Raw genomic sequence first — 23,645 nt, 5'->3', positions numbered from 1 at the left:
AACCCGCTTAATGCTGAAGAACCGTGGCCCCACACGGGATAACGTGCAGGGCCACGAGCACGTGAAGGGGATCCGCTCAGGAGAAGTAGCGAGATTCCCGCTTCGGGGTGCGGATAGATGCTTTAGACCTCGTCGGGAGCCTCGTTCGAAACCGCTGCGCGGCCCGCCTCGAGGCGTGCCACGGGGACGCGGAACGGGGAACAGGACACGTAGTCGAGCCCAACCGAATGGAAGAAGTGGATTGACTGCGGATCTCCACCGTGCTCGCCACAGACACCGCACTGGATCTCCGGCTTCACCGAGCGAGCATTCTTCATGCCGATGGAGACAAGCTTGCCAACACCGCGAGTGTCGATCGACTCGAACGGCGATACACCGAAGACGCCGAGATCGAAGTACTCGTTGAAGAATGTTGCTTCCACGTCGTCACGGGAGAAGCCCCACGCGGTCTGCGTCAGGTCATTTGTGCCGAACGAGAAGAAGTCAGCCTCTTCGGTGAGCGAATCGGCGGTGATTGCCGCGCGAGGAAGCTCAATCATGGCACCAACGGGAATGTCGAGCTTAACGCCACGATCCTCTTCGACCTTCGCGATGATCTCCACAGCATCCTCACGGATGATCTGGAGCTCGCGGACGGAGCCAACGAGCGGAACCATAATCTCCGGCTTCGGATCGCCCCCGGCCTCAATGCGGTCGGCCGCAGCTTCGGCAATGGCACGGATCTGAAGTCCAAACAGTCCCCGAAGCTTCAGACCAAGGCGGACACCACGCAGACCCAGCATGGGGTTCTGTTCATGATTCTCGCGGACGGTCTCAAGAAGCTTCTTCTCCTCTGCCGTAACCTCTTCGCCCTGCGCTTCCTTGACGGCAAGCTTGACCGACAGTTCCGTGAGGTCCGGAAGGAACTCGTGGAGCGGCGGGTCAATGAGACGGACCGTGGTGGGCAGACCATCCATCGCTTCGAAGATGCCAACGAAGTCGCCACGCTGGAGCGGGCCGAGAGCATCGAATGCTTCTTCCTGCTCGTCTCCCGAATCAGCCAGAATGACCTTCTCAATGAGCTGGCGGCGGTCGCCAAGGAACATGTGCTCGGTACGGCACAATCCAATACCGGTGGCGCCAAAGGCGCGTGCCCGAGCAGCATCCTCCGGAGCGTCCGCATTCGCACGGACCGCCAGGCGGGCCCGCTTATCGGCGTGCGTGAGCAGCAGGTGAACCGAGGTAACAAGTTCCTTCGTCGCCTCATCCTGGGCGGCCGCTAGACCAGCATCCAGGCCCTGCTCAATGTAGATCGTGACCGGCGACGGAACAACGGGGACCTCCCCGAGGAAGACTTCACCGGACGTGCCATCGATCGCGATAACGTCACCGGCCTTGAGAACGCGGTCAGAGCCGCGCACCGTGAGCGTTCCTTCGGCGGCATTCACCTGCAGGGCTTCGGCGCCGACAACACAGCAACGGCCCATGCCACGGGCAACCACGGCAGCGTGGGAGGTCTTACCACCGCGCGCGGTGAGAATGCCGGAAGCAACAACCATGCCCTCGAGGTCATCAGGGTTCGTTTCCCTGCGGACCAGGATGACATCCGCGCCAGCGTTGGTGCGCTCAATGGCCTGCGCATTCGAGAACACGATCTCGCCAACGGCGGCACCCGGGGACGCCGCCATACCCTTCGTCAGGACCGTCTTGTCGGCCTCGTCATCGAACTGCGGGAAGAGAAGCTGGGTGAGCTGCTCGCCGTTCACGCGGGTTAGGGCCTCATCGCGAGTGATCAGGCGCTCCTCAACAAGCTGAGCCGCGATCTTGAAGGCCGCGGACGCCGTCCTCTTACCAACGCGCGTCTGCAGAAGCCAGAGCTTACCCTCCTCAACCGTGAACTCGATGTCGCACATGTCGCGGTAGTGGGTTTCCAGCGTGCGCATCGTGTCGAGCAGTTCGTCGTACGACTTCTTGTCGAGTTGCTCGAGATCTTCGAGAGCCAGGGTGTTGCGGATACCGGCAACGACATCCTCACCCTGTGCGTTAACGAGGTAGTCACCATAAATGCCGGAGTGCCCCGAAGAGGGGTCGCGGGTGAAGCAGACACCGGTTCCCGACTTGTCACCCATGTTGCCGAACACCATCGCCTGCACGTTGACGGCAGTGCCAAGGTCGTGGGGGATGCGCTCGCGGCGGCGGTAGATTAGTGCGCGGTCCGTATTCCAGGAGCGGAACACGGCCTCAACGGCACCGTCGAGCTGTTCGCGGGGATCCTGCGGGAAGGGATTACCGGTTTCGCGCTCAACGATTGCCTTGAACTCATCAACGAGCTCCTTGAGAGCTTCGACATCTAGCTCGGTGTCATGCGTGATTCCACGCGACTCCTTCGCAGCATCGAGGGCATCCGAGAAGTAGTCACCGTCGATGTCGAGAACGGTCTTACCGAACATCTGGATCAGGCGCCGATAGGAGTCCCACGCGAAGCGCGGATTACCGGAACGCTCGGCGAGGCCGTGAATAGATTCGTCGTTCAGGCCAATGTTGAGGACCGTCTCCATCATGCCCGGCATGGAGAACTTGGCGCCGGAACGGACGGACACAAGAAGCGGATTTTCGGCCTCCCCGAGCTTCTTACCCATATCCATTTCCATTTGGCGCAGTGCGGTGGTCACCTCCACCTGCAGAGAATCGGGGGAATAGCCATGCTGCAGATATGTCTGGCAGGCTTCCGTTGAAATTGTGAACCCTGGGGGTACAGGAATTCCGAGCTTCATCATCTCTGCGAGGTTGGCACCCTTGCCGCCCAGCAGGTCCTTCATGTCTTTGTCACCTTCGGTGAAGGCGTAGACGTACTTGGTCATCAGTTTCCTCCGTTGGACCCTGTCCGTAATGTGTATTACGTCACGAATCAAGTTAACACCTTGGTCCCATTCAGTGAGTGACCAAGGTCCCACCATCCGTCTCTCCATTATGTTCTAACGGAACGTGACATGCATGACATATGGCAGATATGCTGAAAACTCCACGGCAGGAGGCAAAAAAGGGCATGTTCTCATTTCTCACGCGCTCCTGGTGGGTGCCTTTCCTCGGAGGCATAGCCGCCATCGTCTTCGGTGTCCTGGCAATTGCCATGCCCGCGATCACGCTCCGCACCCTTATCATCGCTTTCGCCATCTTCCTGCTCGTCCAGGGCGGTTTTCTCATTTACGTCGGGCTCAAGAAGTACGAAGACGCTAAGGGCACCGCAATCACTTTCGCCGGAGTCATACTCGGAGTCGTCGGAATATGGACCTTAGTAGCGACAGATACTGCGGCCTCGCTCCTGATCATCATCATGGGAGCCTGGGCGCTGGCCCTCGGCCTCTGGACCCTCATTTCGGCCTTCTCCATCAAATCATTGACCGAGAAGTGGTGGCTCCCCGCCCTCGGCGGAATCCTTCTTGTCATCGCCGGCATTCTCGTCATTGCCCAACCGTGGACCGGTGTCGCCGCCATTGCCATCACCATCGGTATCGGCTCCATCTCCTGGGGTGCGCTCCTCACCTGGATCGGCTGGACCCTGCGGTCCATCGCACCACCGGAAGAACCCGAGCCCCGTTAGGCAAGCACGCAAGCATGCAAGGCCTCGAACGGGATGCGAGGCTTCGACCGACGTAGCGTTGGACGGAAGACGCGTTGAGAGGAAGACCCGTTGAGCGGAAGACGCGTTGAACGGGGCTCAAGCCCCTCCCAACGCGTTCAGAACGTCACCGGGAAATAGAGCTAGCGAGCGTCGACGACCACCCCCTTATCAACACCCCGATCCTCTGGTCTTTAGTGCGATCTCTAGTGCAGGCCGACGATCTCTCCGTCCACTACATCAATATCGAGTGCCGCTGGCCGCTTGGACAACCCCGGCATGGTCATGATCGAGCCCGCAATGAGCACCACGAATCCTGCACCGGCCGAGAGCCTGACCTCACGGATCGGTAGCGTGTGCCCGGTGGGTGCGCCAAGCATTTTCTCCGAGGCGAATGAGTACTGGCTTTTGGCAATGCAGACGGGGAGGTGACCGTAGCCCCTTTCCTCCAGGCGCAAGATCTCCTTCTTTGCCGAGGCCGTCCACGTGACTCCGCCAGCCCGATAAACCCGGGTGGCAACGTTCAGGGCCTTCTCTTGGAGCCCTGCCTCATCGGGATAGCAGAACGTTGTCCGGCTCGGGGTCTTGAGTTCTTCCAGAACGGCCCGAGCAAGGTCGGTGGCGCCCTCTCCCCCATTCGCAAAGTGCGAGCTTGTCACAGCATGGACGCCGAGCGGGGCAAGAGCCTGCTTAACCGCCTCGATCTCCACTTCCGTGTCGGTGGCAAACTCGTTGAGGGCAACAAGAACCGACTGACCAAACACTCCTTGGAGGTTCTCGACGTGACGGACCAGGTTAACGATTCCCGCACGCAGAGCATCAACGTTTTCTTCCGCTAACTCCGCCAGCGGAACACCGCCGTGGTATTTGAGGGCGCGGACGGTTGCGACAACCACGGAAAGATCCGGTCGTAGCCCAGACTGGCGACACTTTATGTCAATGAACTTCTCCGCCCCAAGATCTGCCCCGAAGCCCGCTTCAGTGATCGCAATTGTGCCCGTGGCCAAGGCTGCCCTCGTCGCGATAATGCTGTTGCATCCGTGAGCAATATTCGCGAACGGTCCGCCGTGCACAAAAGCGGGGGTTCCCTCCAGGGTCTGAACGAGATTTGGTGCAAGTGCCGAGGCCAGAATCGCGGTGAGTGAGCCCTGCACCCCGAGGTCAGCAACGGTGGCTTCTGCACCATCAAACCGGTCCCCAATAACGATCCGGGCGAGCCGGTCCTTCAGGTCGTCGGGGGACTCCGCCAGGCACAGGACAGCCATAATCTGGCTGGCAGCCGTAATGTCGAAACCGGTTTCTCTCACGACGCCGTTTGCTCGGCCCCCGAGCGAGGTAATGATTGTGCGGAGCGTCCGGTCGTTAACGTCGATTGCACGGCGAAGCCCGACGGCCCGCGGATCAATCCCCAGTTCGTTACCGTGATGGATGTGGTTATCGACGAGGGCAACAAGAAGATTGTTGGCCTCCGCGATTGCCGCAAAGTCTCCCATAAAGTGCAGGTTGATATCGGTCTCGGGAACCAGCAACGCCTTACCACCCCCGGTCGCCCCTCCTTTCATCCCGAACACGGGACCCATGGACGGCTCCCTCAGTGCAAGAACGGCTTCTTCGCCAATTCTTCTGAGCCCGTCCGCCAAGCCAATCGATGTTGTCGTCTTTCCTTCCCCGGCGGGCGTTGGCGACATTGCCGTCACCAGCACAAGCTTCGAGTCGTTTTCGGGGCGGGACGACAGCCAGTCCAGGTCAACTTTGGCCTTGTCGTGGCTGTATCGGAGAAGAGCATCATCGGGGATGTTGAGTGATGCGGCGACGGCTGAAATCGGGTGAGAAGTACGCGTCATGATTTCAGGATATGCTGTCAAACCCCACCTACCGTGCGGTAATCAGACCCTCTTTGCACCAGTTCAGTCTCCACCCGCAGCAGCGCAATCCAGAACAGAAAATACCTCAGAACTATCCCACATGAAGCTCTCAACACCTATTGCTTACCTAGCAGGCCAACAAGGTCTTGCTCCTTCCAACGCGCCGCCTTTCATCCTGTGCGATCAGGGAACAACGGTCCCAGACTAGGCAACGGCGGAGTAACACGGGGTCAATAGTTTTATCGGGTACGCCGAAGGGGAGAAGAATTGCTTCTTCTCCCCTTCGGTTACATTATTCAGTCACGCTCTGGGCCCGCTACCTGCCGGTGTTACTGCTGTGGGCCGGTTTCCAGTGCGGTGTCGTCGAGTTCATCGACGGCCTGATCAATTTCGGCTTCCTTATCAGCCTCGACATCATCACCTTCGAACGTGAACGACATCGGAATGTTCTCCTTGTCGACGTCCACGCGGATGGTCTGGCCAGCCTTGAGGTCGCCGAACAGGATCTTCTCGGACAGTGCGTCCTCGATCTCTCGCTGGATTGCACGACGCAGCGGGCGAGCACCCAGAACCGGGTCGTAGCCGCGCTCTGCAAGGAGCTCCTTGGCGTCCTGAGAGATCTCGACCTTCATCTCCTGGACCGCGAGGCGTTCCGCCAGCTGCGCAATCATGAGGTCGACGATCTTGAGGACCTCGTCCTGCGTGAGCTGCGGGAAGACGATGGTCTCGTCAACACGGTTGAGGAACTCGGGCCGGAAGTGCTGCTTCAGCTCGTCATTCACCTTCGACTTCATTCGCTCGTAGGACGTGCCGGTGTCGCCGACCACCTGGAAACCGGTGTTCTGTGCGCGGGCAATGTCCTTCGTGCCGAGGTTCGTCGTCATGATGATGACCGTGTTCTTGAAGTCAACAACTCGTCCCTGCGAGTCCGTGAGGCGACCCTCTTCGAGGATCTGCAGGAGCGAGTTGAACAGGTCCTGGTGAGCCTTCTCCACCTCGTCAAACAGGATGACGGAGAACGGGCGACGGCGAACCTTCTCGGTCAGCTGTCCACCATCCTCGTATCCGACGTAGCCGGGAGGGGCACCGAAGAGGCGGGAAACGGTGTGCTTCTCCGCGTACTCCGACATGTCGAGCGTGATGAGTGCGTCCTCATCGCCGAACAGGAACTCGGCGAGCGCCTTTGCCAGCTCAGTCTTACCAACACCGGTCGGACCGGCGAAGATGAACGAACCGCCGGGGCGCTTCGGGTCCTTAAGACCTGCACGGGTGCGTCGCATTGCCTGGGACAGGGACTTGATTGCCTCGTCCTGGCCAACGATCCGCTTGTGAAGCTCGTCCTCCATGCGGAGCAGCTTCTGCGACTCTTCCTCGGTGAGCTTGAAGACGGGGATACCGGTGGACATAGCGAGTACCTCTGAAATGAGGTCTTCGTCGACGACGGACACCTGGTCCATGTCGCCCGCCTTCCATGCTTTATCCTTCTCGGCACGCTCCTCGGCGAGGCGCTGTTCCTTGTCGCGGAGCGCCGCAGCCTTCTCGAAGTCCTGGCCGTCGATCGCGGATTCCTTCTGCTTGCGAACGTCGGCGATCTTCTCGTCGAGCTCACGAAGCTCCGGCGGCGCCGTCATCTTCCGAATCGCGAGGCGGGCACCGGCCTCATCAATCAGGTCAATGGCCTTATCCGGCAGGAAGCGGTCGTTCACGTAGCGATCCGAGAGGGTCGCCGCTGCCTCGATCGCGTCGTCCGTGATGGTGACGCGGTGGAAAGCCTCGTAGCGGTCGCGGAGCCCGCGAAGGATGTCGGCGGTCTGCTCGACGGTCGGCTGATCCACCTGGATAGGCTGGAAGCGCCGCTCAAGCGCCGCGTCCTTCTCAATGTGCTTGCGATACTCGTCGAGAGTGGTGGCACCGATGATCTGGAGCTCACCGCGAGCCATCATGGGCTTCAGCAGCGAGGCCGCGTCGAGCGCGCCCTCGGCAGCGCCAGCACCCACCATGGTGTGAACCTCGTCGATGAAGAGGATGATGTCACCGCGGGTGTTGACTTCCTTCAGGATCTTTTTGAGGCGTTCCTCGAAGTCACCGCGGTAGCGGGAGCCTGCAACGAGCGAACCCATGTCGAGCGCGTACAGCTGCTTGTCGCGGAGGGTTTCCGGGACATCTCCCGAGGAAATCGACTGGGCGAGACCCTCGACAACGGCGGTCTTACCGACGCCGGGCTCGCCAATGAGAACGGGGTTGTTCTTCGTGCGGCGGGACAGCACCTGCATGACTCGCTCAGTCTCGGTGTTGCGTCCGATAACGGGATCCAGCTTGCGTTCCCTCGCGGCCTGCGTGAGGTTACGGCCAAACTGGTCAAGAACGGTCGAACCGGCCTTCTGGCCCTCGCGGGGGCCGGTGCTAACTCCGACGGATTCCTTGCCCTGGTAGCCGCTCATGAGCTGGTTGACCTGCTGGCGTACCCGTCCAAGGTCAGCACCGAGCTTGACGAGAACCTTCGCGGCAACGCCATCCTGCTCGCGGAGCAGGCCGAGGAGGAGGTGCTCGGTTCCGATGTAGGAGTGCCCAAGCTGCAGGCCCTCCCTCAGGGCATACTCAAGAACCTTCTTCGCACGCGGCGTGAAGGGGATGTGGCCGGAGGGGTTTTCGTTCCCCTCGCCAATAATGTCAATGACCTGGACGCGTACATCGTCCAGGGAAATGTCGAGGGCCTCCAGGGCCTTCGCTGCGACACCCTCACCCTCACGAATGAGGCCGAGCAGAATGTGCTCCGTGCCCAGGTACTTGTGCTTGAGGTTGCGAGCCTCATCCTGAGCCAGCACGATTACGCGCCGCGCACGGTCAGTAAACCGTTCGAACATTGCGCCTCCTTTAATAGCTTCACCTACTCTAACGAAAGGATCCGGAGGCCTATGCCTGTGTTCGCCGCTGGCGTTAGCAGACGGAAGTTAACATTCCCACCAGAGAGTAAACGGCCCGTCATTGACGGACTCCACCGCCATCATTGCCCCGAATACTCCCGTTTCGACGGTGAGCCCATGGTCGGTGCGCAGGCGCTCGGCAACCTTCTCGTACATCGGCTCGGCAACATCACCGGGCGCAGCATGCGACCAGGAGGGTCGCCGGCCCTTCCGGATATCCCCGTAGAGGGTGAACTGGGAGACAAGAAGAACGGGGAGCCCCGCCTCCGCGGCGCTTCTGTCTTCAAAGATCCGCTGGTCCGCGATCTTGCGCGCGGTTAGCTCGATCTCCCGATCCCCATCATCGGGCTTTACCCCAAGGAGCACGAGAAGACCCCGATCAATCGACGACACGGTGATTCCTTCAACTGACACGCTCGCGCTGGTGACCCGGGAAATAACGGCGCGCACTACCAGGACCCCCTGCCGCTATTGCCTCTGCCGCGCCCATTGCCGCGGCGGGGTAGTTCATCCAGCTTTGGCTTGATCGAACCCAGGTAGTAGACGACCAGGACGAAGCAGGCGAGGGAGATGATAAAGCCGAAGGGAATTCTGGTCGTCAGCAGACCGGCACGGAAAGCGCCAGCAGCGATCAGGAGGAGCACCCACTGCCACTTGCCCATCGTTCCCGCCCAGTCAAAGGCGGCCTTCTGCCGCGTGGCGGCATCAATTATCGCCCACAGGAACAGGGCGAGGATGAAGTAGTTGAAGAGAAGACCGGGGCTCATGATGGGAGACGGCGTACCTTCGGGCGCTCGTACGACAGTTCCGTACGACCGTCGGGGTTGACGATCACTTCGGCTAGGGCAGGCACCCCGTCAACGGTCAGTTCCGCATCAACCGGAGTGTTCCTCTTGAGAAGACCGAGGGCAACCGGCCCCTCGTCCATGTCCCGTCCCGAGCTGGTCACTGTGCCGACAACCTTCTCACCCATGAGAATCTCGGTGCCGGGACCCGGCAAGCGCTCCTCCGAACCATCGAGCTGAAGCAGGACAGCTCGGCGGGGCGGGCGCCCGAGATTCACGGTGCGAGCGATCGCTTCCTGCCCGCGATAGCAGCCCTTGTTCAGGTGAACGGCAGAGCGGAGCCAGTCCCACTCGTGCGGAAGCGACTTCTCGTCCCTATCAAGTGCGGGCCGGGGGCGCAGGTCAACGATCCGCTGGGCCTCCCAGGCCAGCATTCCCGCCATCTTCCCACCCCACTCATCGAGGGCCTCCGACTTCTCGGCGGTGGGAACTAGCGCGATAAAGCGCTTGCGACCAAACGCGGGATGTTCCTCAGCAGGAACGCCGTAGGCAACGGAATCGGCCGGCACGTTCGGCCAGGGGTCCTGCCACGTAATAACCGCGCGCGGCACCGCGAATTCGCCGATGCCACCGAGCAGGGAAAGATCGTCCCGGAGAGTTACTTCCACGCGGAGCATGAACCTCATCTTTTGGAGGAACTCTGCGAGTTCCTCCCCCTGGCCAACATCGGCGATGAGGAAGAGCGTCTCGCCATCATCAACGACGGCCGCGGGAACCTGAATCCGTCCCTCGGCGGTCAGCAGGATGAGCTCGGTCGAAACACCCGGCTCAAGATTCATGATGTGCTGAGTCGTCAGGTTATGCACCCACGACAGACGGTCGGGGCCCGTGACCGTGACGACGCACATGTGGGAGAGATCAACGAGTGCCTCCCCCGCCATCAGCGCCCGTTGCTCGCGAGCAGGAGATCCGTAGTGTGCCGGGACAGCATCATCAATGCCGTCGCCCAGGACAGCTCCGGGAAGTTCTGCAGGAATCAATTGTTCTCCCTCACCTTGCTGAGACGACCTGCCGCGTACGGCTGCATCTCTTCACCGAACGCCGACATGTCGTAGGCGAACAGTAGATCGGAATCGACCATCGCAACCTGGAGCTGGCTAGCATCAACATGCGCACCGGTCGCGGAACGGACGATCGTGTCTGATACGAGGTTCATTCGAGGGGCCTTCACAACACCAACAAAAAGCGTTGCTCGCCCATCGGGGGATGCGATCATTGCCTCGAGCTCCCCCTCCTTCTCCGGTGACTGACGCAGGAAGCCGGTAAATGCCTGCCATAGGCGCTCCTCGGTCAGCTGAGCAACACCCTGATCTCCGGGGAGCTCCATATCGACCTTCTCGATCGATTCGTTGGCCAGGTACCAGGTGCCATTAACAGTCAGGTACGGGCCACCATTGTTGAACACCTCGAGCTCGCAAATCATGGGTGCCTGCTCAATACCGGGGTAGCCGATCGAGCCGTAGCCCCGCCACGTTCCAACGAGCCACGCCATCGGATACGTCTCGGGTGCCAGATTCTCCGGAATTTCAAACATGTCCTAAGCCTAGCGAACCGGGCACACGGGCGAAACGTGACAAATGCGGCTCGGGGTCCCAACATCCCAATCCATGCCGGTGGACTCATGCCACATGAACTGAGCTTTACGGACAGATCCGCAAGGATCTCTGCGGCCCGATCAGGCCAGAATGAGGGTCAGCGTGTAAGCCACAACCGCACCCGCACAGAGCGGCACCATGGCGAGCGCAAACCCGGGCCTGCGGCGCGTGGCGGGCGGTAGCCTGCGAAGGATCGAATCAAACATCGCAAGGATTGCGCCCGCGGCCAAACCGGTGAGCCCCGCCGCGTACCAGGCCAGGTCCGCGAAGAGCATGAAGAGCAAGCCGCCAAGGAATCCGCCCACCATGTAGACGACGTGGCGAAGGTGTCGAAGAGAGTGCGGGATCAGCATCTCCAGCAGGGTGGCGACTGCAATGGCGATAAGGACAACCTGAATGGCATCCGCGCCATCGCTTTCAACGAGCAGGGACCTCGTCCACAGTCCCGCCATCAACGCCAGCATCGAGCCCGAGACGGTACCGGAGATCTGTTCGAGCAGGCGGGGCCTGCCATCCTTTCTCGCCATCTCAGCCACAAAGCCCGCGATCACGACAAAGCCGGCCAGGAACGTGAGTTCCCTGATTGTCAGGAAGTAGGCGACGAACGCGGTCGCGATTGCGGTGCCGACAATAACCCTGCGGGCGGTACCCGGGTTGGGCAGCTCGATAAGGAAGGACCAGCCGAATGCGAGAAACATGCCAATGAGGCCGCTGGCGACCGCCATCGCCTCCGCTCCGAGAGCCGAAGCCCCGAACAGAACACCCGCACCGACGATCGTTGTCAGGGCTCGAGCGTTCGCACTCATCCGCGTTTCAATTCCAAAGGCCACGTTCCGATCTTGCCATGATTGGGCCACGTAACCACGTTAAACGGCCAGGATCACGCTCCCCAGATAGGTCGCATTCGCCCCCTACCTGCAAATACGTGCATGGTTACCAAAAAGTAGTTGCACGGAAGAGAGATCGTTCTGGTGATCGGGGTAACAGATTGACGAATCGGTGAAAGACGGTAAGAATGGTGTCACGGCACCGGATCGCGAAAGCCCCGGGCTCCAACTATTGCCACTACGAGTGGCCTTCGCGCCGACAGGCGCTATCCGGTTCGGTGTCGCACAGTTAGCGCCGACTCTGTCGGCGCTAACTTATTTTCTTCTTCGGACATCCGCTCTAAACGCACTGGACGTGCGATTATGGCCTGTCAGTTGCTCATCACCGTTGCGCGCGTGAGACAATGAACGGGCACAATGAGAAGGAGCAAACATGTCCGTTGATCGGGTTACAGTTGCCGTCGACGACATCCTGTCGAGGATCTATTCCGGTGAATTTAGCGTCGATGAGCCACTGCCCCCGGAGGCGGATCTCGCTACGCTCCTTGAGGTTTCCCGTCCCACCATGAGGGAGGCCGTACGCTCACTCTCAACGCGCGGCGTCCTCAAGGTTGTGCACGGTCGCGGCACCTTCGTTAATCCGATCGATTCGTGGACGGACCTGCCAACAATGATCGCGGCATTCATCCACACCGAGTCGCCCCGGCAGATCGGGCTTCAACTCATCGAGCTTCGCCGCATGATCGAGGTCGGCGCGTGTGGGCTCGCTGCCCGCAACCGTACCGCCGACGACATTACCGCTCTCCGAAAGCACCTCGAGACTTACTCCGTTGCGGAAAAGCACGGAGACATTACGGGCGTGACCCAAGCGGATCTTGCGTTCCACACGACCATTCTTAAGGCAAGCAAGAACCCGTTTCTGTCTGCCATCATGATTCCGCTCCAGGACGCCCTGTCTGCTTCACGAAAGCTGACGAGCTCCGATGAGAGTATTCGCAACCGGGCAACCGAGCATCATAAGGTGATCCTCGCCGCCATCGAGGATGGCGACGAGGATCGGGCAAAGAATGCGATGAGAGCTCACATGACGCAGACGGCGGACGATATCGCCACGCACCTGTCGGATGAGCCGGCGAAGGCCTAGTCCTCCAGCAACGCCATTGCGTTGACCTGTGCGGAGTCAACTCCCTTGATGCGGAGCGGCCCCATGGTGAGGAACTTGATCTTCTTATCACCGATCGGTGCGAGACTCATGTCCTCGATACCGGTGATGATGTGGTCGTTGTAGTTGCCGAGCAACCAGCGGTGTGCCTCCGGGCCGTGGTCGTTGGTCGGTGCCGCGATAGACATCCAGTCCATGCCGATGCAGGCAAGCTCTGGGAACTCTTCGTTCAGCCACTTGGATAGGCCCGAGTGGCTGGAGACGCCGCGGTTCTGATGGATATCGGGATCCGACTCTCGCTTCTCTTCAAAGCCGGTGCGCAGGAGCAGGAGGCGCTTGCCCTTCAGCTCGTCCGCATAGGGCTCGTGGCCTTCCTTCGTGACGATCTCTTCGGCGCCGTTACGGTGCGGGAGGTCCACGAGAAGAATCTCATCGCCGTGGTAGGCGAAGGTCTCAATCGGTAGCTCATCGAACGGGGTACCCGACGTGTTGAAGTGACGGGGTCCATCCATGTGCGTACCGAAGTGGTTCGGCAGGGTGATGAGGTGCGAGTTAAACGGCTTTCCGGTCTCCGACAGGTGCGTGTCCTGCTCAATGCTGATGACGGGCTCTCCCGGCCATGCAACATCTTTCGGATCCAGGACATGGGCAAGGTGTACGAACATCGTTGTTCTCCTTCGTTGTGAGTATGGCAACAATCTACCTCAGACCTCTGAGGACTGGCGAGCGAGAATAAGGTTACCCTTACAAAGCGATGGGAACGTATTCAGAGTAGGTTGAGAAAGCTCGATGAACTTCCCGGGTGAGGAGTCCCCCGCAGGTTCTTTACCCATTTTCATACGTTTTTCGTTCCGTCATCGTTTCCAGCGTTCCTCGTTCAATCCCTCGGAGCAAAAGTGGATAAGTGAGGATAGCGACCATCGGTACTGCTGAGATAGCTGCCCGTAGAGCCCTGTGCGCCCGCCGGGTGGCGGGCGCACAGTCAGTTCGATGCGAACTCGTTGGTTGGGTTGGCGGCCGGTCTGATCATTCCTGCCGTGTCCCCCGGGTATCAGCCGAAACGGCCCGAGACGTAGTCCTCGGTGTCCTTCTTCGAGGGGTTGGAGAAGATCTTCTCCGTGGTGTCGTACTCGATGAGGTGGCCGGGCTTGCCGGTGCCCTCAATGTTGAAGAACCCGGTCATCGTCGACACGCGAGCGGCCTGCTGCATGTTGTGGGTGACGATGACGATCGTGTAGTCCTTCTCGAGCTCACGGATAAGGTCCTCGATGGCGAGGGTCGAGATCGGGTCGAGAGCCGAGCAGGGCTCGTCCATGAGGAGCACCTCGGGCTTGACCGCGATGGCGCGGGCGATGCAGAGGCGCTGCTGCTGGCCACCGGACAGGGAGGAGCCGGGACGTCCGAGGCGGTCCTTGACCTCTTCCCAGAGGTTGGCGCCGCGCAGCGAGAACTCGACGAGCTCATCGGCTTCGGACTTGCTCATCTTGCGAGAGTTGAGCTTTGCGCCAGCGAGGACATTGTCCGCGATCGACATCGTCGGGAACGGGTTCGCACGCTGGAACACCATTCCGACGGATGCTCGGACGTCGACGGGGTCAACGCCGGGGCCGTAGATGTTCTTGCCGTCAATGACGGCGTCGCCTTCCACGTATGCGCCGGGAATGACCTCGTGCATGCGGTTGAGCGACCTGAGGAAGGTCGACTTACCGCAGCCGGAGGGGCCGATGAGGGCCGTTACCGAGCGGGGTGCAATGTGCATGGTGACATCCTCTACGGCGAGGAAGTCGCCGTAGTAGATGTTGAGGTTTGAGACGTCAATGCCTTCGTTCACAGGATTGTTCCTTCCAGGGTTTCATTACGCCGGGATACCGGCTTACTTTTCGCCCTTCGGCGCGAACGCCTTGGCAATGAATCGGGCTATGAGGTTGAGCAGGAGAACCAGGATAATGAGCGTCAGGGCGCCCGACCACGCGAGTTCGCGGGTCTGCTGATTACTCCAAGAAGCGTAAACGTATGTCGGCAGAGTTTCCATGTATCCGGTGAACAGGTTCCAGTTGAATACGTTGGTTGTGCCGGTGGTGATAAGGAGCGGGGCCGTCTCACCGATAACGCGGGCGATAGCGATGACGACGCCGGAAACGATGCCGGGCAGGGCGGTACGGAGAACAACCTTGATGATTGTTCGGGACTTCGTGACACCCAGCGCATAGGAGGCTTCGCGCAGTTCGTTGGGGACGATGCGGAGCATCTCCTCCGTGTTCCTGACAACGATCGGTGTCATGAGAACAACGAGCGCGACCGCGCCCATGAAGCCCGTCTTCATTTGAAGTGCCTCCGACTTCCCAACGAAGTATTCTGCGATCGTTGGGATCATCGCTGCTGCGAACAGACCGGCAACAATCGACGGAATACCGGTCATGATATCGACGAGGAACGTCACCGTGCGGGAGAGCCAGCCACGGCCGTATTCGACAAGGTAAACGGCGGTCATGATGCCCAGCGGGACCGCGATAAGCGCGGTCGTGCCGGTGATGACGAGCGTACCGACGAGGGCGTGGCCCGCACCGGAAGCGTGATCCTCAAGCGTCAGGCCGTCCTTGTCGTTCGTAAGGAACTCCCAGTCCAGTGATCCAACACCGGCCTCCACGACCATCCACAGAAGGGAAATGAGAGGGGCAACGGCCACGAGGAACGCGGTCGTAATGAGGCCGGAAACCAGGCGGTCGGTTGCGTAGCGACGGCCTTCTACAAGGAAGGAGATTGCTGTTGCGACCACCAGGTAGAAGATGATCGTGAGGACGACCGAGGCGATCGGGGTGATGCCCTCGTAGCCCCACGTGTTAAGGCTGAACAGTGACAGCGCGGCCGAGAGGACGATGATGGCGGGGGTGAACCAGCGGGGAAGGCGATTACCGTGGGTAGACGACTTCTTGGCCCCCATGATTTCGTTTTCAGTCAAGGTGGTCATGCGTTAGCTCCCGAGAATTCCTTACGACGGTTCACAATGCCGCGCGCGATGAAGTTGACAATGAATGTCAGGACGAAGAGGAGCAAGCCGAGCGCAATGAGGAACGGCTGCTCGAGCGACGGATTCTCAGCGGTTCCCGCACTGGCCTCGGGCCAGCGCAGAGCGATCTGCGAAGCGATTGTCGAGTGCTGTCCGACCGAGAAAACGTTGAAGTTGATTTGCAGGCCGGCCGACAGAACCATAAGGAGCGCCATCGTTTCACCAAGCGCACGGCCCAGGCCAAGCATTGCGGCGGACACCATGCCGGAGCGTCCCATGGGGAGCACCGTCATCTTGATCATTTCCCAGCGGGTGGCTCCCAGTGCCATTGCTGCCTCTTCCTGGAGGCGCGGGGTCTGAATGAAGACCTCGCGGCATAGGGAGGTGATGATCGGAAGGATCATGATCGCGAGGATGACAGCAGCCATGGCGATGTTACGGGCGGGTCCGGCGGAGACGGTGAGGACGTCGGGCTGGATCGGCCACCATTCCCAGTTCTCGGCGGGGTAGGCCAGGAACGGCAGTCCACCGCTCCACACCTCTTCGCCGTCTACCATCTCAGAATCGCCGGTGAAGAACACAATGATGGGACGGAGATAGTCCTCCATCCAGGTAAAGATGGGCTTCATCAGAGGCTCAAGCGTCCACATACCCCACATACCGAAGATGATGGAGGGGATGGCTGCGAGCAGGTCAATGATATATCCGAGAAGCTGAGCGAGACGCCTCGGAGCAAAGTGGGAGATAAAGAGGGCAATGCCAATGGCAAGAGGAACCGCGATGGCAAGAGCCATCAGTGCAGAGAGGACCGTGCCGAACAGTGCCCTGGCTGCGTATCCCCAGAAGGACAGCGGCTCAGAACCAACTTGAGCGAATCCGACATCCTCCTGGATCTCTTCCATGGAGGCCGTATAGACCTGGTACGACTGGAGAAGAAGGAAGAACGCAACGGCGCCCAGAAGCACGAGAATCGCGATTCCAGCTCCGTACGCAAAGCCACGGAACGTCTTATCGCCGGTTGAACCGACAGAGCGCTTCCGCGTCTTCTTCGCCTCGTCTCTCGTTGTCACTGTAGACACGCGAAACTCCTTAATTGAGCACTGAATGGCGGGCTGGCCATAGGCCAGCCCGCCATTAGGCTACTTTATTAACTGCTCGAGCAATTACTCGGTGACGATGGCGTCAATCGCGGGCATAACGCGCGACTGGAGATCGTCGGAGATCGGGGCGTTACCGCCGCCGGCTGCGGTCGCGGCCTGCTGGCCCTCGTCCGATGCCATGTAGGAGAGGTAGCCCTTGACGTTAGCGGCTTCCTGCGCGTCGTCGTACTCGGTGCAAGCAATGATGTAGGAGATCATGACAACCGGGTAGGCGTCAGCGATCGAACCATCGCGCACGAGGTCAACGGTGAGGATGTAGTCGGTTGCGTCAGCGGTCGGCTCGGAGCCGTCGACGATCGCGGCAGCAGCCTCGGGCGAGTACTCGAGGAACTCGCCGTCGACCTCGACGTTGGCGGCACCGAGGTCGCCAATCTGCGAAGCGTCAGCGTAGGTGATTGCACCCTCGGTCTGAGCGGTGAGGTCGACGACACCGTTGGTCTTCTCAGCGGACTGCGTGCCCGAGATCGGCCAAACATCGCCGGTCTCGTAGGGCCATGCCTCTTCGCCAGCAGCCTCAACAATGTACTGCGTGAAGTTCTCGGTGGTACCCGAGTCGTCTGCACGGTTGATCGGAACGATCTCAAGGTCGGGGAGGTCAACATCCGGGTTGTCGGCGACAATTGCGTCGTCGTTCCAGTTGGTGATCTCACCGTTGAAGATTGCGGCGATGTTGGCTGCCGAGAGGTTGAGCGAGTCAACACCCGGGAGGTTGTAAGCAACAGCAATCGGCGAGATGTAGAGCGGAAGCTCAAGAAGCTCCGAGCCACAACGCTCCGCAGCAGCTGCAACCTCTTCCTCGTCGAGGATCGAGTCGGTACCGGCGAAGGAAACCTCGCCACCGATGAACTGCTCGCGGCCCGTGCCCGAACCGGTCGGGTTGTAGTTAACGGTCACGCCGTGGTCGGCGGAGAAGTTATCGCGCCAAGCCTGCTGGGCGTTCTGCTGCGAGGAAGCACCAGAGCCGTTCAGCGTGCCAGAGACGCCAAGGTCAGCGATCGGGGTGGGGACGTCAACCGAACCAGCGGTGTCGTCGCCCTCGTCCTCGGTCGGCTCCTCGGAATCTTCCTCGGTGGTCTCCTCGGCGTCGGTGGTATCCTCCGCAGCCGTGGTCTCCTCCGCTCCAGTCGTCTCCTCGGTATCCGAGTCGTCGGAGCAGGCGGTCAGGGTGATAGCAAGGGCGCCAGCGAGTGCGAGCGATGCTGCCTTGCGGGAACGGGTGATGTTCACGGTCGTTTCCATCCTTCAATAGTTCTGGGAGAGCGCGAAGCTCCGGACCGAGATCTACGCTAAGCGGGCTTGGTGACCACAAAACCGGTTTAGGGTAAACAGTTGGTTAACACTGCTATGAATCAGATCACGGCTTGGCCCCTTAGCGTGTCAAATCCGCTCGAAATGACCATTTCGTCCTACTAAGACGGAAAATTTTTGAGCTCAAGAATCAAGTAACAACATCATCACGATTCAAGTGATTCCCCGCGCACAGGGTTGCGGCCGGGCACAATACACCACGCTGGCGGGGTATCGCGCCCCACCACTCTCCCCCACATCTGCCCCACGGCAGATCGTTCAGCGGGGAATGTGCGGGGGCGAAGCAAGGCTTGGCGATTCGATCTAACCACCGGCGAGTCCACAGCTCCGCTACCAGCGGGCCCTGAACTGGCTCACAGACCTATCGGGCGTAGCGGTTATCAGACTCTGGGGCGGAGCTTTTCGAGGGCGACAATGGTTGCCTTGCGGCCTCGGCGTTGCGACACGTGGGCCACGAGGGCTTCGCCGGTCTGGAGCCACGGGTCAGTCCGCGGTACCTGCTTGATGATGGAATGCGGGGCCCTGTCGCGAAATGCTTCCACGATGGTGGGGAGCGTTGGGCGGTGGGCACAGAGTGCCACAGGCGCCTCGTTAACACGTAAGAGCTTGTCGATAAGCCGGTAGACGGGCCTAGGTTTCTTCTCGTGCGCCGATTCCGTGAGCTCGTCGAAGGTTTCCATGTTGATTTTCATGGCGTTGGCATAGGGCCTCATCGTCGCCACGCATCGCTCCCACGGGGAAGTAACAATCCTGGTGATGCCGTAAGACGACAGAAGCGGGATCATTTCCTTCGCCATTTTCCCACCGACGGGAGTGAGCGGGCGCGTCTCCTCCGAACCCTTGCCGCCCTTCCAGGCGGACCTCTTCACGGCTCGGCTGTGCCGGACAACCATGAGAGTCCATGTGTCGAGTTTGTCGTCGTTGTGTTGGTCAACAAGTTTACCGAGGAGTTCCTTGTCGGAGTCCTGGGTGAGGATGTTGAAGGCCTTCTTGGCAGTCACCCACCGGACCTTGTCAACTTCCGAGCTTTTCGCGGGTGACACGTGGGGGCGAACCTTGAACACTTTCGTGCTGGTCGACAGCGGCCTGGCAGCCCAGTAGTAGGTGGTCTTCTTCCTGCCGTCGCCTAAGCGATAGTTGACCTTGCCAAGGGGCTGGCCAAGGTAGATCGGCACACCGGTCTCTTCCTCGACCTCGCGAATCGCCGCAACCGGGATGTCTTCACCATTGTTGAGTTTCCCCTTGGGGATGGACCAGTCGTCGTAGGAGGGCCGGTGCACGAGGAGTACCTCGAGCTTGCGCCCGGTTACCCGCCATACGAGTGCACCGGCCGCTACGACATCGGGCCTAGAACTCAACTCTTCACCCGGGAGCGTGCGTTCCTCATGAAGAGCTCCTGGATATCGGTGAGCGGTTCACCATCCTCGTCGTACTTCACTCTCCGCCATCCGTCGCCCTCGAGGTGCCAGGAGGACGTGGAGTCAGATGTAGCGATCTCAAGCATTTTGACGAGGCGTGCGATTTGACCGGGGTCGATGATCTTGATCAGCGCCTCAACCCTGCGATCAAGGTTCCGGTGCATGAGATCGGCGGAACCGATAAACACGTCGTTGTCCCCGTCATTGCAGAAAGCGAAGACGCGGGAGTGCTCAAGGAAGCGGCCGAGGATCGAACGCACTCGGATGTTTTCAGAAAGGCCCGGGATGTTTGCTCGCAAGGAGCAAATTCCGCGCACCTGAATATCAACGCGGACACCGGCCCGGGAGGCCCGGTAGAGGGCGTCAATGATTTTCTCATCGACGAGCGAATTCACCTTGATCTTGATCCAAGCATCCTTGCCGGCCTGCTTGTGTTCGATCTCCCGTTCAATTCGCTCAATGAGGCCCGGCCTGATTGACCTGGGGGCAACGAGGAGGCGATGGAACTTCGTACGGGGTGCATAACCAGACAGCTGGTTGAACAGCCTCGTGAGGTCCTGACCAACATCCCTATTCGAGGTGAGCAGGCCAAGGTCCTCGTAGCCGCGCGCTGTCTTCGGATGGTAGTTACCGGTACCCACATGACAGTAGCGGCGCAGTCCGTCTTCTTCCTGGCGGACAACAAGGCAGAGTTTGCAGTGCGTCTTCAGGCCAACGATGCCGTAGACGACGTGCACGCCGGCTCGCTCCAGCTTCCTCGCCCACTCAATATTGGCGGCCTCATCGAAGCGCGCCTTGATCTCCACAATTGCGAGGACCTGCTTGCCTGCGCGAGCAGCCTGGATAAGGGAGTCAATGATCGGGGAATCGCCCGACGTGCGGTACAGGGTTTGCTTGACCGCCAGTACCTTGGGGTCGGCCGCGGCCTGGGCAATGAACTGCTGGACGGACGTCGAGAAGGAATCGTAGGGGTGCTGGAGCAGAATGTCCTGCTCCCTGATGACGTCGAAGAAGTTTGTCGGAGTGGATGACTCGACATCCGCAAGGCCACGCGCGGTCACCGGCACGAACTTCTTGTACTTCAGTTCCGGACGATCGAGATCGTGGATAACGTCAAGGCCGGTCAGGTCAAGGGGCGCCGGGAGCCGGTACACATCCGATTCCCGAACATCCAGTTCCTTCATGAGCAGGTTAAGAACGTGGTCGGAGATTCCCTCGGCGACCTCGAGGCGGACGGCGGGGCCGAAGCGGCGCCTCATGAGCTCCTTCTCAAGAGCGGTCAGGAGGTTCTCCGCATCATCTTCCTCCACCTCGACATCCTCGTTGCGTGTCACGCGGAAGGTATCGAATTCGACGACCTCCATGCCCGGGAAGAGCGTATCCAGGTGGGCACCGATGATCTCTTCGAGGGGAACGAAGACCGTCCCCTCTCCGATGAGCGAAGCATCCTCGGGACGATACGTGCGTCCCGCATTATCGATCGCGATAAAACGGGGAAGGAGCGGCGGGACCTTCACTCGAGCAAAGTGCTCCTTGCCGGTATTCGGATTGCGCACAACCACGGCAAGGTTGAGCGAGAGACCGGAAATGTAGGGGAAGGGGTGAGCCGGGTCAACGGCCAGCGGCGTCAGGACCGGGAAAATATCCGAGCGGAACATCTTTCGCAGGCCCTCGCGCTGAAGATCTTCCAACTGATCCCAGTGGTTGATGTCAATCCCCACCTCGGCAAGCTTCGGCTGGACGTCCTCAGAGAAGACAGCCGCGTGACGGGCCATGAGCTCGTGGGCGCCCTCGGTGATTCCCTCGAGAACCTGGCGGGGCGACAGCCCCGCTGCCGACGGAACCGCTAGACCGGTTGCGATACGACGTTTCAGTCCGGCAACGCGAACCATGAAGAATTCGTCGAGGTTCGATGAGAAGATCGAGAGGAACCAGGCGCGCTCCAGGAGCGGCAGGGTCTGGTCCTCGGCCTGCTCGAGAACGCGGGCGTTGAACGCCAGCCAGCTCAGCTCGCGTTCCGCGAACCTGCCCTCCGGCAGGTCCGAGTCCTCATCGTCCGGTTCGGCCTCTACCTGGGCGGCAAGGGATTCCATTGGAACCGGCGAACCCACGCGGGTTGCGGCCCGGATCCGGGCGCGACGGGCCAGCTCATCGTCGTTGTCGATCCCCTCTGGCAACAGATCTTCGTCATCGACCTCATTTTCGAAGTCGACGAATTCACCCTGCTCATCGGTAGCGTCGCTACCGAACTTCGATTCGAGCTCACTATCCATGCGCACATCCTCCCAAGACAAAGTTAACGGAAAACTAACCTCAGCGGATCAGGCAAGTTCATATTGGACATCACTGCGAGACAGGGTGAACCCGGCCCGCTCGTATGTCACCAGCGCAGGAGTGTTATCGCCCTCCACGTAGAGCATGACCGAGTCGGCTCCACCTTCGCGCAGATCGGCCAGGCAGTGCGCGGTCAGCCAACCGCCCAATCCCTTGCCCTGCCAGTCGGGATCAATACCAAGCACGTACAGCTCAGCGGGATCCCGCTGAATCCACACGTAGCCAACGATCTCGCCTTCGGCCTCGGCAACGGAGATCTCCCCTCCGGACGCGGGAATGTCCTCCGCCGTCATCGCACCCTGCTCCGGGTGCGAAGCAAAGGCCCGAGCGTTAACGCGTACAAGAGCATCAGCATCAGCGTCGGTGTATGGCCGCAGGACAACATCATCGCGGCCGATTGGGCGCTGAGCATCGCCAATATCCATGGAAAGCTGACGGAGTTCGCGGACAACGGCGAGGCGCAGACTAGCCGCGAGCGCAGCCGCCGCAGGCAGGTTCCCGTGGGACCAGAGCCGCATGGGCTTCACGGTCTGGGAGACATGCTCAACGAGCTGGCGTCCGGCTCCCTGGCGCCGATAGTCGGGGTGCACGGCGAGCTCGCTACCCTCCTTGCCCATGACGGCAAAGGCAACGATCACATCGTCCTCGTAGAGCCCCAGGTAGCGGGCTGGGCGGTCCTCGGTGACATCGCGATGCGATGCTTCTCCGAAAGCCTCAACACCATCGTGCTGCTCGACGAGAGCGGCGAAATCTTTGAATGCTTGCTGATCGGGCCGTGCGGTCGATACTCGCATCAGTCGAGCCGCCCCTCTCCGAAGGCGACAGATCCCACCGACATTTCCTTCGCGGTCTCGTGCAGAGCGTTGTTGCGGCGGGTCACCTCCGTGGCGAGTTCGTGATTGTCGGAGGCGATCCAGACGGGATCAAGATCGCCGAGGAACTGAGCGAAGTACGCGGAGTCACGGAGAAGCTCCTGGAATCCTTCAGATCCCTTGCCCTCAAACACGACATCCCAGCGATTCTTAATCTCGTCGGGGGTCCAGGGCGGGGCGCCCTTCCCTGCCTCGGCGAGCATGGCGGAGCCGGCGGCGTAGCGCTGTTCCACATCGCTGGGCTCTCTGCGGATCCATTCCTTCAGCAGGTAGCCGCGCCACAGCACACCGCCAAGAGTGTCCGAGGGGCTACGTACCCACGATTCCGCAATGAGGTCGATCCCTTCCTCGTGAATGAGTTCAAGGATGCGTGCGCGAACATCGTCGTCAATGCTCTGTCGGGAGTCCGTTGGGATCAGTGCCTGCGCCGAAGCGTGCGCGATCTCCGAGCTGTGTGCAGGATCCGGTTCACCCGTGAGGTATTCAACCTGCTCGGGATCAATCTGCGCCGGTCGGCGTGGACGCTTATTCATGGTGTCCTCCCTCATGACTTTTTTGAGTTTCTCTATTGTCTCTCATCACAGCAGGCGGATGTAGGACCTTGACGAGGCAATTGAGGTGCTACCATTATTTCTCGGTTCCGTACGGAGCCGTGGGCCTCTAGCTCAATGGTAGAGCTCCGGACTTTTAATCCGTAGGTTGTGGGTTCGAATCCCACGGGGCCTACCCC

Annotated in this window: 19 protein-coding genes and 1 tRNA gene; 3 read left to right on the top strand and 17 right to left on the bottom strand. The window is 60.2% G+C overall.

Going from position 1 to position 23,645, the window contains the following annotated elements; all coding sequences use genetic code 11:
• Positions 1-122 precede the first annotated feature (122 nt).
• On the bottom strand, positions 123-2,840 hold the full coding sequence (gene ppdK / locus ACTHUY_RS10090) for a pyruvate, phosphate dikinase (RefSeq protein ID WP_441678658.1): 2,718 nt from the start codon (positions 2,838-2,840) through the stop codon (positions 123-125).
• 185 nt (positions 2,841-3,025) lie between these two features.
• On the opposite strand from ppdK, the gene ACTHUY_RS10085 reads away from it, so the two are divergent.
• Positions 3,026-3,580 carry an HdeD family acid-resistance protein gene (locus tag ACTHUY_RS10085; protein WP_441678656.1) on the top strand — a complete coding sequence of 185 codons (555 nt, stop codon included), beginning with the start codon at positions 3,026-3,028 and terminating at the stop codon, positions 3,578-3,580.
• Between the two features lie 224 nt (positions 3,581-3,804).
• On the opposite strand, the gene ACTHUY_RS10080 is transcribed toward ACTHUY_RS10085, so the two are convergent.
• The 7 genes from ACTHUY_RS10080 to ACTHUY_RS10050 form a co-directional block, all read right to left on the bottom strand.
• Entirely contained in the window at positions 3,805-5,442 is a 1,638-nt protein-coding gene (locus ACTHUY_RS10080) for a formate--tetrahydrofolate ligase (protein ID WP_441678654.1), read from the bottom strand.
• Between the two features lie 350 nt (positions 5,443-5,792).
• Positions 5,793-8,327, bottom strand: coding sequence for an ATP-dependent Clp protease ATP-binding subunit (locus tag ACTHUY_RS10075; protein WP_441678652.1), 2,535 nt, complete (start codon positions 8,325-8,327; stop codon positions 5,793-5,795).
• Positions 8,328-8,414: 87 nt separating this feature from the next.
• Complete coding sequence (dtd, locus tag ACTHUY_RS10070) at positions 8,415-8,837, bottom strand: D-aminoacyl-tRNA deacylase (RefSeq protein WP_441655309.1); 423 nt, start codon at positions 8,835-8,837, stop codon at positions 8,415-8,417.
• Positions 8,837-9,154, bottom strand: coding sequence for a DUF2516 family protein (locus ACTHUY_RS10065; RefSeq protein ID WP_126704057.1), 318 nt, complete (start codon positions 9,152-9,154; stop codon positions 8,837-8,839). The genes dtd and ACTHUY_RS10065 overlap by 1 nt, the downstream gene beginning before the upstream one ends.
• On the bottom strand, positions 9,151-10,212 hold the full coding sequence (gene ygfZ, locus ACTHUY_RS10060) for a CAF17-like 4Fe-4S cluster assembly/insertion protein YgfZ (protein WP_228201427.1): 1,062 nt from the start codon (positions 10,210-10,212) through the stop codon (positions 9,151-9,153). The genes ACTHUY_RS10065 and ygfZ overlap by 4 nt, the downstream gene beginning before the upstream one ends.
• The gene (locus ACTHUY_RS10055; protein WP_441655310.1) at positions 10,209-10,766 is read right to left on the bottom strand and encodes an FABP family protein; all 558 of its coding nucleotides are present in this window, start codon (positions 10,764-10,766) and stop codon (positions 10,209-10,211) included. Before ACTHUY_RS10055 ends, ygfZ begins: the two co-directional genes overlap by 4 nt.
• A 141-nt stretch (positions 10,767-10,907) precedes the next feature.
• On the bottom strand, positions 10,908-11,657 hold the full coding sequence (locus ACTHUY_RS10050) for a hypothetical protein (RefSeq protein WP_441655311.1): 750 nt from the start codon (positions 11,655-11,657) through the stop codon (positions 10,908-10,910).
• A 430-nt stretch (positions 11,658-12,087) separates the two neighbouring features.
• Between ACTHUY_RS10050 and ACTHUY_RS10045 the strand changes: the two genes are divergently transcribed.
• Entirely contained in the window at positions 12,088-12,798 is a 711-nt protein-coding gene (locus ACTHUY_RS10045) for a FadR/GntR family transcriptional regulator (RefSeq protein WP_441675832.1), read from the top strand.
• On the opposite strand, the gene ACTHUY_RS10040 is transcribed toward ACTHUY_RS10045, so the two are convergent.
• From ACTHUY_RS10040 to ACTHUY_RS10000, 9 genes are all read right to left on the bottom strand, one after another.
• On the bottom strand, positions 12,795-13,481 hold the full coding sequence (locus tag ACTHUY_RS10040; protein WP_441655313.1) for a cyclase family protein: 687 nt from the start codon (positions 13,479-13,481) through the stop codon (positions 12,795-12,797). The two genes, ACTHUY_RS10045 and ACTHUY_RS10040, sit on opposite strands and share 4 nt — an antisense overlap.
• Positions 13,482-13,867: 386 nt before the next feature.
• Positions 13,868-14,647, bottom strand: a complete 780-nt coding sequence (gene pstB, locus ACTHUY_RS10035; RefSeq protein WP_126704061.1) for a phosphate ABC transporter ATP-binding protein PstB — start codon at positions 14,645-14,647, stop codon at positions 13,868-13,870.
• A 42-nt stretch (positions 14,648-14,689) separates the two neighbouring features.
• Positions 14,690-15,784 (bottom strand): phosphate ABC transporter permease PstA, encoded by a 1,095-nt coding sequence (gene pstA, locus ACTHUY_RS10030; protein WP_441678650.1) that lies wholly within the window; start codon positions 15,782-15,784, stop codon positions 14,690-14,692.
• On the bottom strand, positions 15,781-16,902 hold the full coding sequence (locus ACTHUY_RS10025) for a PstC family ABC transporter permease (RefSeq protein ID WP_407644330.1): 1,122 nt from the start codon (positions 16,900-16,902) through the stop codon (positions 15,781-15,783). The genes pstA and ACTHUY_RS10025 overlap by 4 nt, the downstream gene beginning before the upstream one ends.
• An 84-nt stretch (positions 16,903-16,986) precedes the next feature.
• Positions 16,987-18,222: a phosphate ABC transporter substrate-binding protein PstS gene (gene pstS / locus ACTHUY_RS10020; protein WP_441678648.1), complete on the bottom strand. Its 1,236-nt coding sequence runs from the start codon at positions 18,220-18,222 to the stop codon at positions 16,987-16,989.
• 449 nt (positions 18,223-18,671) lie between these two features.
• Positions 18,672-19,649, bottom strand: a complete 978-nt coding sequence (locus tag ACTHUY_RS10015) for an NUDIX hydrolase (RefSeq protein ID WP_441678646.1) — start codon at positions 19,647-19,649, stop codon at positions 18,672-18,674.
• Positions 19,646-21,982 (bottom strand): RNA degradosome polyphosphate kinase, encoded by a 2,337-nt coding sequence (locus ACTHUY_RS10010; protein WP_441678645.1) that lies wholly within the window; start codon positions 21,980-21,982, stop codon positions 19,646-19,648. Before ACTHUY_RS10010 ends, ACTHUY_RS10015 begins: the two co-directional genes overlap by 4 nt.
• A gap of 48 nt (positions 21,983-22,030) precedes the next feature.
• A complete protein-coding gene (gene mshD, locus ACTHUY_RS10005) occupies positions 22,031-22,837 on the bottom strand; it encodes a mycothiol synthase (protein WP_441678643.1) in 807 nt (268 codons plus the stop codon).
• A complete protein-coding gene (locus tag ACTHUY_RS10000) occupies positions 22,837-23,448 on the bottom strand; it encodes a hypothetical protein (RefSeq protein ID WP_441655319.1) in 612 nt (203 codons plus the stop codon). Before ACTHUY_RS10000 ends, mshD begins: the two co-directional genes overlap by 1 nt.
• 121 nt (positions 23,449-23,569) lie before the next feature.
• On the opposite strand from ACTHUY_RS10000, the gene ACTHUY_RS09995 reads away from it, so the two are divergent.
• Positions 23,570-23,641: transfer RNA gene (locus tag ACTHUY_RS09995), tRNA-Lys, on the top strand.
• The last annotated feature ends 4 nt before the right edge of the window (positions 23,642-23,645 follow it).

The organism is Flaviflexus sp. (assembly GCF_052087705.1).
GTDB lineage: Bacteria > Actinomycetota > Actinomycetes > Actinomycetales > Actinomycetaceae > Flaviflexus > Flaviflexus ciconiae.
The sequence above is the reverse complement of the archived record's forward strand: the minus strand, read 5'-3'. Positions and strand labels throughout refer to the sequence as shown.